This window comes from Streptomyces sp. NBC_00287, from assembly GCF_036173105.1.
Classification (GTDB): Bacteria; Actinomycetota; Actinomycetes; order Streptomycetales; family Streptomycetaceae; genus Streptomyces.
In genome coordinates this window covers 1,302,109-1,315,319 of sequence record NZ_CP108053.1, presented here as the reverse complement: position 1 = coordinate 1,315,319, position 13,211 = coordinate 1,302,109, and the positions used below count along the sequence as shown (strand labels likewise).

General features: G+C 71.5%; 5 protein-coding genes and 1 pseudogene. 4 read left to right on the top strand and 2 right to left on the bottom strand.

Annotated features, from left to right (window positions below; all coding sequences use genetic code 11):
• Positions 1–17: 17 nt before the first annotated feature.
• Together OHT76_RS06185 and OHT76_RS06180 are read left to right on the top strand one after the other, a co-directional pair.
• Positions 18–7,742 (top strand): annotated as a pseudogene (locus tag OHT76_RS06185) (beta-ketoacyl synthase N-terminal-like domain-containing protein); the annotation flags it as partial.
• Between the two features lie 65 nt (positions 7,743–7,807).
• Positions 7,808–8,731, top strand: a complete 924-nt coding sequence (locus tag OHT76_RS06180; protein WP_328869731.1) for an SDR family NAD(P)-dependent oxidoreductase — start codon at positions 7,808–7,810, stop codon at positions 8,729–8,731.
• A 144-nt stretch (positions 8,732–8,875) separates the two neighbouring features.
• On the opposite strand, the gene OHT76_RS06175 is transcribed toward OHT76_RS06180, so the two are convergent.
• Both OHT76_RS06175 and OHT76_RS06170 read right to left on the bottom strand, forming a co-directional pair.
• A complete protein-coding gene (locus OHT76_RS06175) occupies positions 8,876–10,483 on the bottom strand; it encodes an ABC transporter permease (protein ID WP_328869730.1) in 1,608 nt (535 codons plus the stop codon).
• Entirely contained in the window at positions 10,480–11,409 is a 930-nt protein-coding gene (locus OHT76_RS06170; protein ID WP_328869729.1) for an ABC transporter ATP-binding protein, read from the bottom strand. Before OHT76_RS06170 ends, OHT76_RS06175 begins: the two co-directional genes overlap by 4 nt.
• A gap of 169 nt (positions 11,410–11,578) precedes the next feature.
• On the opposite strand from OHT76_RS06170, the gene OHT76_RS06165 reads away from it, so the two are divergent.
• Both OHT76_RS06165 and OHT76_RS06160 read left to right on the top strand, forming a co-directional pair.
• On the top strand, positions 11,579–12,052 hold the full coding sequence (locus OHT76_RS06165) for a GbsR/MarR family transcriptional regulator (RefSeq protein WP_328869728.1): 474 nt from the start codon (positions 11,579–11,581) through the stop codon (positions 12,050–12,052).
• Positions 12,053–12,175: 123 nt separating this feature from the next.
• Entirely contained in the window at positions 12,176–13,165 is a 990-nt protein-coding gene (locus OHT76_RS06160) for a hypothetical protein (RefSeq protein ID WP_328869727.1), read from the top strand.
• Positions 13,166–13,211: the final 46 nt, after the last annotated feature.

The window sequence follows — 13,211 nt, the reverse complement described above, 5'->3', positions numbered from 1 at the left end:
GGAGACCCTCGATGAACAACGAGCAGAAACTCCGCGATTACCTCAAGCGGGCGACTGCCGACCTCCGCCAGGCCCGCCGTCGGATCAAGCATCTGGAGGAACAGCCCCCCATCGCGATCGTCGGCATGGCCTGCCGCTACCCCGGCGGCGTCGCCTCGCCGGAGGACCTGTGGCGGCTGGTCCTCGCCGGTGAGGACGCCATCGGCCCCTTCCCCGAGGACCGTGACTGGGACCTGGACGGCCTCTACGACCCGGATCCGGACGCCGAGGGCAAGACTTACGTCACTGCTGGCGGCTTCCTGGACGCCGTTGGCGACTTCGACGCCGAGCTGTTCGGGATCTCGCCGCGCGAGGCCCTGGCGATGGACCCGCAGCAGCGACTGCTGCTCGAAGCCTCCTGGGAGGCCGTCGAGCGCGCGGGCATCGACCCCGGATCGCTGCGCTCCACCCCGACGGGCGTGTTCACCGGCGCCCCGTCGTCCGAGTACGTGTCACGACTGAACAGCGTCCCCGACGGCCTTGAGGGCTACATCAGCACCGGCAATGCCGTCAGCGTGGCCTCCGGGCGGGTCGCCTACACCCTCGGTCTGGAGGGCCCGGCCGTCTCTGTCGATACGGCCTGCTCCTCCTCGCTGGTCGCCCTGCACCTCGCGATCCAGGCGCTGCGCCAGGGCGAGTGCACGCTGGCGCTCGCGGGCGGTGTCACCGTCATGCCGACACCTGCGACCTTCCTGGAGTTCGGCCGCCAGCGCGGGCTGTCGGCCGACGGCCGCTGCAAGGCGTTCGCGGGCGCCGCCGACGGCTTCGGCCCCTCGGAGGGCGTCGGCGTCCTCGTGGTCGAACGCCTCACCGACGCCGTCCGCAACGGCCACCCGGTCCTCGCGGTGGTCAGAGGCTCCGCCGTCAACCAGGACGGCGCCTCCAACGGCCTCACCGCCCCCAACGGCCCGTCCCAGCAGCGCGTCATCCAGCAGGCACTCGGCGCCGCCGGGCTGACGGTCGCCGATGTGGACGTGGTGGAGGCGCACGGTACGGGTACGACGCTGGGTGACCCGATCGAGGCCCAGGCGCTGCTTGCCACCTACGGCCGTGATCGGGATCCGGACCGGCCGCTCTGGCTCGGCTCGGTGAAGTCGAACATCGGGCACACCCAGGCCGCGGCGGGTGTTGCGGGCGTCATCAAGATGGTGATGGCCCTGCGAGCGGGCGTACTGCCGAAGACCCTCCATGTCGACGAGCCCACCCCGCACGTCGACTGGGCGGCGGGCCAGGTCAAGCTCCTTACCGAGGCCCGCGCATGGGCGACGGTCGACGACCGGCCCCGCCGCGCCGCCGTCTCTTCCTTCGGTATCTCCGGGACGAACGCCCACGTCGTCGTGGAGCAGGCCCCCGTAGATGAGCAGCCCGGCCCGGATGCGGTCGCGGGCGTCGGCTCCCCGATCGTCCCCTGGCTGGTCTCGGCCCGTACCGCCGAGGCACTGGCCGCCCAGGCGGAGCGCCTCACGGACGCCGTGGCCGACACCGACCCCGTCGACGCCGGCTGGAGCCTGCTGACCACTCGCGCCACGCTGAACCACCGTGCGGTGGTGTGGGGTTCGGAGACGAAGGAGCTGTTCACCGGCCTGCGCGCGCTGTCCTCCGGCGGGGTCGCGCCCAACCTCGTTACGGGCACGTCGGGTTCGGGTGTCGATGCGCCGGTGTTTGTGTTTCCGGGGCAGGGGTCGCAGTGGCTGGGGATGGGGCGGGGGTTGTTGGAGTCCTCGCCGGTGTTCGCGGCGCGGATTGCTGAGTGTGAGGCGGCACTTGGGTCTTTTGTGGACTGGTCGCTGACCGAGGTGCTGAAGGCCGATGACGACGCGTGGATGCAGCGGGTGGATGTGGTCCAGCCGGTGCTCTGGGCGGTGATGGTGTCGCTTGCCTCGGTGTGGGAGTCGCTGGGTATCGAACCGGCCGCGGTGATCGGTCACTCGCAGGGTGAGATCGCGGCTGCGGCGGTCGTGGGTGCGTTGAGCCTGGAGGATGCGGCCCGGGTTGTTGCTCTTCGCTCAGCGGCGATCCGGGATGAACTGGCCGGTCGCGGCGGCATGTTGTCGCTGGCGACGGGACCTGAACAGGCATCGTCCTGGGTTGAGACGTACGGAGATCGCGTGTCGGTAGCCGTCTACAACGGGCCCGATGCCACCGTCGTCGCCGGTGACCCGGAGGCGCTGGACGAGATCGCGGCCCTGGCGGAGTCTGTGGGCGTCCGTGCCCGCCGCGTCCCGGTGGACTACGCCTCGCACTCGGCGCAAGTAGAAGACATCCGGGAGCGACTGCTCGACGTTCTTGCCCCGGTGACGCCCCGCACCTCGCGTATTCCGATCATCTCCACAGTGACTGGTGGGGTGTTGGACGCGACGACGATGGATGCCTCGTACTGGTACGAAGGCCTGCGCCGGCCCGTGCGCTTCACCGAGGCGATCCAAGAAACGCTGGTCCAGGGACACTCCCGCCTGATCGAGGTCAGCGCGCATCCGGTGCTCACCATGGGCGTGCAGGCAATCGCGGAGGCGGCGGAGAAGCCGGTCACGGTCGTCGGTACCCTCCGTCGGGACGAGGATGAGAACGCCCGCTTCATAGCGAGCGCGGCCGAACTCTGGGTTACCGGCACTGACATCGACTGGTCGGCCGTATACGCGGACCGCACCGTGCGCCGCGTCGACCTCCCGACGTACGCCTTCCAGCACCGCCGCTACTGGCTGGAGTCCACCACAGGCACCGCCGACGTCAGCCGCGCCGGTCTGGCCGCAACCGACCACCCGCTGCTCGGTGCCGCAGTGAGCCTCGCCGCCGACGGCGGGGTCATGCTGACCGGACGACTCTCCACCCGTACGCATCCCTGGCTCGCCGACCACGCCGTGGCCGGAACGGTCCTCTTCCCGGGCACCGGCTTCGTGGAACTCGCCATCCGCGCAGGGGACGAGGTCGGCTGCGGCCACCTCGCCGAACTCACCCTCCAGGCGCCGCTGATCCTCCCCGAACTGGGCGCCGTACAGGTGCAGGTCTTCGTGGAACTGCCCGACGAATCCGGACGGCGCGCCGTCTCCGTCCACTCCCGGCCCGAGGACCCCGAGACTCCCGCCGAGGAGTGGACCCTGCACGCGGAAGGCACGCTCCTGCCTGAACAGCCGTCCGCTCCGGGGCTGTTCACCGAGGCGTGGCCGCCGACCGGTGCCGAAGCCGTCGACGTCTCCGGTTTCTACGGCGCCGCGGACGCAGCGGGGTATGCGTACGGCCCCGCATTCCAGGGCCTGCGCGCGGTCTGGCGGCGCGGCGCCGAGATCTTCGCCGAAGTGGCGCTCCCCGAGGGCCAGAAGGGCGATGCCGCCCGCTTCGGCCTCCATCCGGCGCTGCTGGACGCCGCCTTGCATGCCCACGGTTGCGGCCCCGCAGAGCCGGAGGAGGAAGGGACCGCCGGGGCGTTGCGGCTGCCCTTCGCGTGGACCGGAGTGACTCTCTTCGCCACGGGCGCCGACCGGCTGCGGGTCCGGCTCCGTGCCGAGGCTGCCGACGCGGTCCGGCTCGACCTCGCCGACGGCACCGGCGCGCCGGTCGCCTCCGTAGACTCGCTGCTGGTTCGCCCGGTGACGGCGGCACAACTCGCGGCGGCCCGCGCGCCACGGACGTACGACATGTTCCGGGTCCGCTGGACCCCTGTGCCCTGCGACCCCGAGGCCGTGCGCCACGCCACCTGGGCCGTGATCGGGGACGACCCGTACGGTCTGGGCGCGGCGGTGCAGGGTGCGGGTCTGGCGGCCGACGCGTATCTGGACGTGGCGGGTGTCCGCGCCGTTCTGGAGTGGGGGGTGCCCGCGCCTCAGGTCGCGCTGTTCGCGGTGACGGCCGCCGAGCCGTCCGCTGCCGAGCCGCCCCCCACCGAATCGACCCCCACCGAATCGACTGTCGCCGAGTCGACTGTCGCCGAGTCGACTGTCGCCGAGTCGACTGCCGTCGAGGCGTTCGCCTCCGAATCGACCGCGCCGGCGCCCTCCGTCGTCGAGCCGACTGCTGCCGAGTCGACTGCCGCCGGGCCGTCCGCCGCCGGGCCGTCCGCCGCCGGGCCGTCCGCCACCGAGCCGACCGCCACCGAGCCGACTGCCGTCGAGGCGTTCGCCTCCGAATCGACCGCGCCGGCGCCCTCCGTCGTCGAGCCGACTGCTGCCGAGTCGACTGCCGCCGGGCCGTCCGCCACCGAGCCGACCGCCACCGAGCCGTCCGCCACCGAGCCGACTGCCGCCGAGTCGACCGCCGCCGAGCCGACTGCCGTCGAGGCGTTCGCCTCCGAATCGACCGCGCCGGCGCCCTCCGTCGTCGAGCCGACTGCTGCCGAGTCGACTGCCGCCGGGCCGTCCGCCACCGAGCCGACCCCCACCGAATCGACCGCCGCCGAGGCGACTGCCGCGGCGCCCTCCGCCCCCGCATCAACCACCGCCGAGGAAACCGCAGCCCGTGTCCTCGCCGTAGTCCAGGAGTGGCTCGCCGAGGAGGCCCTGGTCGATTCCCGGCTGGTGTTCGTCACCCGGGGAGCCGTGCCTGCAGGCGGCGACGACACGCTGACCGATCTCGCCACCGCCCCGGTATGGGGCCTGATCCGCTCCGCGCAGTCGGAGCACCCGGACCGGTTCCTGCTCGTCGACCTGGACCCGGCGGAGCAGCCGGGCGGCACGGACGCCGAGCTGCTCCCGGCGGCCGTCACGGCGGCGCTGGACGCCGGGGAGGGCCAGATTGCGGTGCGCGGTGGGAACACCCTGGCGCCCCGGCTGGTGCGGCCCGAGGCCGAGGGCGCCCTCGTACCGCCCGCGGACGGGGGTCCCTGGCGGCTGGACGCCACGGGCAGCGGCACCCCCGAAGGGCTGGACCTCGTGCCCGCACCCGAGGCGGACGCCCCGCTCGCGCCGGGCGAGATCCGTGTCGCCGTGCGTGCCGCGGGCGTCAACTTCCGCGATGTGCTGCTGACCCTGGGCATGTACCCGGGCCGCCCGATCCTCGGAAGCGAGGCGGCCGGTGTGGTCGTGGAGGTCGGCGAGGGAGTCACCCGTATCGCTCCCGGCGACCGTGTCACGGGCCTGATGACCGAGGGCTTCGGCCCCCGTGTGGTGACGGACGCCCGGCTCGTCGTACCGATCCCCGAGGGCTGGTCCTTCGAACAAGCGGCGTCCGTCCCCGTCGCCTTCCTGACCGCGTACTACGGTCTCGTCGACCTCGGTTCCGTCCAGCAGGGCGACACCGTCCTGGTGCACGCGGGCGCCGGTGGCGTCGGCATGGCGGCAATCCAGCTCGCCCGGCACTTCGGCGCCACCGTCCTAGCAACCGCCAGCCCCAGCAAATGGGATGCACTGTGGCGCCTCGGCCTGACGGACGACCAGATCGCCTCCTCCCGCGACCTCGACTTCCGGGAGAAGTTCCTCGCCACCACGGACGGAGCGGGTGTCGACGTCGTACTGAACTCCCTCGCCCGCGAGTTCGTCGACGCCTCCCTCGAACTCTTGCCGCGCGGTGGTCGCTTCCTGGAGCTCGGCAAGACCGACATCCGGGACGCCGAACAGGTCGCCGCCGAGCGGCCCGGAGTCCGTTACGCCGCCTTCGAGTTGAGCGATGCCGGTGCCGAACGGATCCAGGAGACCCTGGGTGAGCTCATGCGCCTGTTCGAGGCGGGGGTGCTGGAGCCGCTCCCCGTGCGGGCGTGGGATGTGCGCAGGGCCCGGGAAGCGTTCCGGTTCATGAGCCAAGCCCGGCACACGGGCAAGGTCGTGCTCACGATGCCGCCGACACTCGACCCCGAAGGCACCGTCCTTATCACCGGAGGCACCGGCACGCTCGGCGCACTCCTCGCCCGCCACCTGGTCACCGGACATGGGGTACGGCATCTGCTGCTGACGAGCCGCCAGGGCCTGGAGGCACCCGGCGCGGCCGAACTCACCACAGAGCTAAGCGAGTTGGGCGCAACCGTAGAAGTATCCGCCTGCGACGCAGCCGACCGCGACCAGCTCACCGCCCTGCTCGACGGACGGCGCCTCACAGGCGTCGTCCACGCGGCGGGCGTACTCGCCGACGGACTGATCACCACCCTCACCCCGGACCAGCTCACCACCGTCTGGCGCCCCAAGGCCCAAGCAGCCATCAACCTCCACGAACTCACCCGCGACTCCGACCTTGCCCTCTTCGCCCTCTACTCCTCCGCCTCCGGCATCTTCGGCGGACCCGGCCAGGCCAACTACGCCGCCGCCAACACCTTCCTGGACGCCCTCGCCCACCAGCGGCGCGCCCAGGGACTGCCCGCCACCTCCCTGGCCTGGGGTTTCTGGGCGCAGACCAGCGCCCTGACCAGCCACCTCGGGGACAGGGAGCAGGCGCGGATGGCCCAGGGCGGCATGCTGCCGCTCAGCACGGAGCGTGGGCTCGCAATCTTCGACGCGGCCACCCGCATGGACGGCGCGGTCGCGGTGGCCGCCGCGCTCGACCCGGCAGGGCTGCGCGACCGTCCCGACCGGCATGTGCCGCCGTTCCTACGGGAGTTGGTCACCGTCGCCCGACGGCGGCGCGGCACCGCGGCCAACGACGTGGTCGAGTCGGCCTCCGGTCTTGCAGGGCGGCTCGCCGGACGGGACCGGGCCGGGCGGGACGAGGTGATGCGCGAGGTGGTGCGTAGCCATGTCGCCGCCGTCCTCGGCCACGCCGACACGGCCGTCCTCGACATGGCCCGCGAATTCCCCTCCCTGGGCTTCGACTCGCTCACCGCCGTCGAACTGCGCAACCGGCTCGGCGCCGTCACCGGTCTGGCGCTGCCCGCGACGCTGATCTTCGAGCACCGTACGCCGGAGGCGCTGGCCCGTTACCTCTCCCAGGAGTTGGAGGGCGCTGCCGTGGCAGGAGCCGCTCCGGTGGAGCCACGTGCCGCGGACCCCGACTCGCTCAGCGGGATCTTCGTCCGCGCCTGCCGCGAGGGCCGGTTCGCGGAGATCAGTACGGTGCTGCGGACGGCGGCCGACTTCCGCGCCTCCTTCACCGGCCCGGCCGAGCTGGCGAAGCTGCCGCAGCTCACCCCGCTGGCACGGGGTAGCCGGGCGCCCCAGCTGATCTGCTTCCCGACCTTCGCCTGGAAGCCCAGCGTGTACCAGTACCTGCCGTTCGCCTCCGCGCTCGGTGACACCCGTACCGTCTCCGCCCTCTCCCTGCCGGGCTTCATGACCGGCGAGGCGATCCCCGCCGACCTGGACGCGCTGACGCGCACGCTGGCCGAGGCGATCCGGCAGAACGCGGGGGAGGAGCCGTACGCCCTGCTCGGCTACTCCAGCGGCGGGCTGATCGCGAGCGCGGTCGCCCGCCATCTGGAGGAGACGGGCGCAGGCCCGGCGGCTCTGGTGATGGTCGACACCCACTGGTGGGACACGGCCGGCGGCTTCGACCTCGACCCGTGGGCCACCAGCGTTCTCAGCGGGCTGCTGAACCGGGTCGGGGAGAGCGAGCACCAGGGCGAGAACTGGGGCGACGCCTGGGTCACCGCCCGCGCCCGCTATCTGTATCTGGACTTCCGCCAGGCGGAGTTGGCGGCTCCCACCCTGCTGGTGCGGGCGGCCGACCCGATTGGTCCGGAGGGCTCCCGGCGGCGCGCCGACTGGGGTTACGAGCACACTGCGATCGAGGTCCCTGGCGACCACTTCACCTTGATGGAGCCGGGGAAGGCCGCGGGGACCGCCCGTGCCGTCGACACCTGGCTGACGGAGCTTTCCGTACGCCCGTAATCCCCCTACGCACGAGAGGAGCGGCAGTGTTCGAACTCGCGGGACGGACCGCCTTCATCACCGGCGGCGCCCAGGGCATCGGCCTCGGCCTGGCCCGGGCACTCGCCAAGGAGGGCGTACGGCTCGCCCTCGCCGACATCGACGCGGACGCGCTCGCCGCGGCCGGGACCGAGCTGTCGGAGCTCACCCAAGCGGTCGGCTTCGCCCTGGACGTCACCGACCGCGACGCCTACGCCCGGGTCGCCGACGAGGCCGAGGAGCGCCTCGGCCCGGTGTCGCTGCTGTGCAACAACGCGGGCGTCGGCGGCAGTTATCCGGTCAGCGCGATGACGTACGCACTGTGGGATCTGTTCGTGGGGGTCAATATCGGCGGTGTGGTCAATGGCCTGCAGACCTTCCTGCCCCGCATGATCGCTCGCGGGGAGCCGGCCCATATCGTCAACACCGCCTCCACCGCGGGGCTCGCGCCCCAGGGCGGGCAGGCGGGCTATATGTACGAGGGCACCAAGGCCGGGGTGATCGGTCTCTCCGAGGGGCTGTCCCGGCAGTTGGCCCACGAGGGCCATCCCATTGGGGTGACGGTGTTCTGTCCGGGCCTGGTGGCCACCAACATGGTCGCCACCGGCCGGGCGGCGCGCCGCAGGATCACCGGCGATCTCGGGCTCACCGCCGCACAGGAGGAGGACCGGGAGCGGCTCCTCACCGAGCAGGACTTCTATCTGCGGCAACTCGGGCTCTCCCCGGACGCCGTGGGGGAGATGCTGATCGAGGGCGTACGGTCCGGGAAGCCGTATGTGATCACCGACCGTGGGGTGGCGGAGCCGCTGGCCGCCCGGTCGAAGGCGCTGTTCGTAGCGCTGCCGCCGGAGACGGAGAACGACCGGCGGATCGCCCGCCATGTCGCCGCGCAGATGCGGGAGGCCGCCCGGTCGGGCAGCAAGACCCACTGAGGTGTGGCGCGTCGGCGCAGAACGGGGCCACCACACGAGGCGGGGGAGCCCGCGTGGTGGCCCCGGCGCCGTTGCGACCCCGGGGGAGGTAGGCCGCACCGGCTGGACCGCCCGGCGGTGAACCGCTCGGGCGACGCTCGGGTCTCAGGCGATGTCGCGGCGTCGGAAGCCGCCCAGACCGACCGCGGTGAGGGTGGCGGTGAGCAGCACCAGCAGCAGGAGCGGTGTCGCCCGGAAGTCCGCCGACGGCAGGTCCGGAATGTGGGTGAAGGGGGACAGGTTCATGACGGTCTGATCGAGCTTGAGCACCTCGCCGAACTGGCCGATGACCAGGGCGACGGCCAGCACCGCCCAGGCGACGGCCGTGTACCGCGGCAGCAGCCCGAACAGCAGCGCGCACAGACCGATCAGCGTCCATACGGCGGGCACCTGGGCCAGCGCGGCGCCCAGCACCCGCGGCACTTCGCCTGCGACGTCGCCGCTGTTGAGGCCGTGGGCCAGTCCCGCCGCGAGACCGGCCGAGCCGAGCATCACGACCGAGCCGAGGGCGGCGACCGTCAGATGGCTGCCCGCCCAGCTCATCCGGTCCACGGCGGTGCTCAGCACCGGGTCGATCCGGTGCGCGGACTCCTCGCCCGACAGGCGCAGCGTCGCCTGGACCGCGTAGGCGCCGACGACGACGGCGATGAGCGAGGTGATGGTGGCCAGGAAGACGTCCACGATGCTGCCGCTGCCGCCGAGGTCGCGCAGCAACTCGTCGATGTTCGGGTTGTCCTCGGCCACGTCGACCATGCCGTCCGCGACCCCGCCGAACGCGGCGCCGACGACCAGGAAGCCGAGCGCCCAGCCCAGCATGGAGCCCTTCTGCAGCCGCCAGGCCAGGGCGAAGGGGGAGCGCAGCGCGGGGGACGCCTCGACCGGCCCGAGGACGGGCGGCAGCACACCGGCGCCGATGTCCCGCCTGCCGACGAGCACACCGACCGCGGCGACGAGGACGACGACGGCGCCGGCGAACAGCAGACCCACCGCCCAACTTTCCTCGGTGTACGGGCGCATCATCTCGGCCCAGCCGATGGGCGAGAGCCAGGTCAGCCAGGACAGGCCGCCGTCGGAGGCGCTGGCCGCGTCACCGGTGGCGCGGAGCAGATAGGCGAGCCCGAGGACGGCGCACGCGATGCCGTTGGCGGAGCGTGCATGGTCGGTGAGCTGGGCGGTGATCCCCGCGACGACGGCGAAGAAGACACCGACCCCGGCGCAGCCGAGCGCGAAGGCCCAGGAGCCGGTGGCGGGCAGATCGGTGTTCCGCAGGCCCAGCCCTAGGAGCAGCGCGATGACGAGATTCATGCCGGTGACCAGCAGCAGCGAGCTGGCGAGCCAGGCCTTGCGGCCGAGGACCGCAGAACCGGCCAGCTCGGCACGGCCGCTCTCCTCCTCGGCGCGGGTGTGCCGTACCACCATCAGGATGCTCATCAGGCCGATGATCGTGGCCATGAAGGCGACCAGCTGGTAGGCGTTGACGCCGCCGGTCGTGGTCAGGTCGAAGGCGCGTCCGCCGAGCGCGAGCATGGCCGGGTTGGTCTCGACCGTCTCGGCGAGGTTCTCCCGCTCCTCGGCCGTGCTGTACAGGTCGTTGTTGCTCTGGGCGGACGCTGTGGTGAACAGGACGATGCCCAGGATCCAGACGGTGGCACGGACCCGGTCGAGCCGGAGGGCGAGGCGCAGCAGCGTCCAGGTGCCGGCGTAGTCCTTCACCGCGAGGCCTCCGCCCGGTCGCCTTCCTTGTCCCGGACGGTGGTGTAGTGCCGCATGAACAGGTCTTCAAGGGTGGGCGGTTGACTGACGAGGCTCCGCAGTCCGAGGGTCGTCAGATGCTGTACGGCGGTGTTGAGGTCGCCGGAGTCGACGTCGAAGGTGACCGTGCGCCGGTCCTCGCCGCCGATCCGCACGTTGTGCACACCGGGGAGGCGCGCGAGGCCCTCGACGGCCTCGGTCAGCTCGGCGTGGATCGAGGTGCGGGTGAGATGGCGCAGCTGGGTGAGGGTGCCGGACTCCACCGTACGGCCGCCGCGGATGATGCTGACCCGGTCACACAACCGCTCGACCTCGGACAGGATGTGACTGGAGAGCAGCACCGTACGGCCGCGGTTGCGCTCCTCGTCGATGCAGTCCTGGAAGACGGACTCCATCAGCGGGTCCAGACCCGAGGTGGGCTCGTCGAAGATGAGCAGTTCGACATCGGAGGCGAGGGCGGCCACCAGCGCCACCTTCTGCCGGTTGCCCTTGGAGTAGGCGCGGCCCTTCTTCTTGGGGTCCAGCTCGAACCGCTCTATCAGCTCGTCCCGCCGCTTCCTGCTCGCTCCGCCGCGTAACCGGCCCAGGAGGTCGATGACTTCGCCACCGGAGAGCGTCGGCCACAGGGTCACATCACCGGGGACATAGGCGAGCCGCTTGTGCAGCTCCACGGCGTCCGCCCACGGATCGCCGCCGAGCAGCGACACTTCGCCGCTGTCGTACCGCAGCAGCCCCAGCAGGACGCGGATGGTCGTCGTCTTGCCCGAGCCGTTGGGGCCGAGGAACCCGTGCACCTCCCCGGCCTCCACGCCGAGATCCAGCCCGTCAAGAGCTCGGGTGGGGCCGAACGTCTTGACCAGTGAGGAGATTGAGATCGGTGGCGTCATGATTTTAAGACTACTTGAACATTTTGAAATTTGCGAGAACTGGAAGAAGAGTGAATGGCCGGTTAGGGTGATTGAAGGAGGTACGGAACACGTGTCCACAGGCAGAGCAGAGTCAGCGGGCGAAGTGCCCACGGCGACGGAGGGGCCGGCGGGAGGTGAGGCCCGAGCAGTGGAACGGCTCGCGAGCCGGTTCGCCGAAACGGGGCTGCCCCGTATGTCCGCACGGGTCTTCGCCGCCGTCCTCGTCTCCCCGAGCGGCGCGCTTACGGCAGCTGAAATCGGCGAGTTTCTTTCCATCAGCTCCGGCACCGTCTCCACCGCCGTCCAGAGCCTCGTCCGTATCGGTCTCCTCAACCGGGAGAACCAGCCCGGCTCCCGCCGCGATCTCTACCGGGTCCGCGAGGATCCCTGGCCCGACGTCTTCGCCATCCGCAGCCTGTGGCTGAGGGAGTTCGCGAAGGGCGCCATGGAGGACATCGAACTCCTCGACGAGTCCAACACCGGCGGCCGCGCCCGCCTGATGGACATGCGGGACTTCGGCCTCTTCGTCATGCCCAAGCTGGAACAGATCGTGGTCGACTGGCGGGAGTACCGGGCCGCCGACCCCGCCGACCCCTCCGACGCCGAAGGCTCCAGCGCCTGAACCCGGTTGCTGCCCTGCCCGGCCGGGCACCGTGAAGCGCTGGTGAAAACCCTGTGGAAGCGGTGTCAGTGGGGCCCTTTATGCTGCACCGGACGATCACGCGGTACCAGGGGAGGGCGCGGCATGTTGGGCAAGCTGTTCGGGAGAGGTGCGGAGAGATCGGCGGCGCATCCGCATGCCCTTGCCCCGCGCAAGCAGAAGCACGGGACGTACGCGCTGCGCGCGCTGGGGGACACGCGGGTGCTCGCGCTGGTCGAGGCGGCCGACGCGGGTGACTGGCAGGCGGTCAAGGCGGCGCTGGCAGCCTTCGACCTCGGCCGTGAGCAGGCGGTTCTGGGGCAACTGACCGATGTGGACGGGGTGGAGGAGTGGATCGTCCGGGCCGCCGAGGAGGACAAGGACGACAAGGAGCTTCGGGCGACCGCACTGCTGATATCGGGTGCCCGCCATGTCGCCTGGGGCTGGGAGGCGCGCACGTCCGCCCGTGCCGTGGACGTCAGCCGTGAGCAGTGGCAGACCTTCTACGAGCGGCTGCGCATCGCCGAGGACCATCTGCTCGAGGCCGCCGAGCTGCGGCCCGACTGGGCCACGCCGTGGCGCCATCTGCTCACCTCCGGACGCGGCATGTCCGTCGACGACAGCGTCCAGGAAGCCCGGCTCGCTGCCGGTCTGCGCCGTGATCCGCTGAACCTGGACATCCACCTGGAGTGGGTGGCGCACCTGCAGCCCCGCTGGGGCGGAGAGCCGGGCCAGGCCCTGGAGTTCGCCCGGAAGGCCTTCGCCGCCGCGCCCGACGGGCACCGGCTCGGCTGTGTCGTCGCCATGGCACACATTGAGGATTGGGTGGAGTCCGACGACCGCGAATGCCTGCAGCAGCCGCGGATCCGGACCGAGTTGAGAGCGGCCGCGGAGCGCAGCATCCTGCACCACGCGTACGAGCGCCGCCTGGGCTGGCAGGGCGACTACAACATCTTCGCCATGGCCCTCTCGCTGGCGGGCAGTAGCACTGCCTCCAATGTCTTCCGCGAGCTGGAGGGTGTGATCACCCAGTGGCCGTGGACCTTCATGGCGGACCCCGAGAAGGCGTACGCGCGCTTCCGCAAGGCCTTCTGAGCCACCCGCCATACCGGCTGCACCGGCCACACCGTCAGCGCCCGTC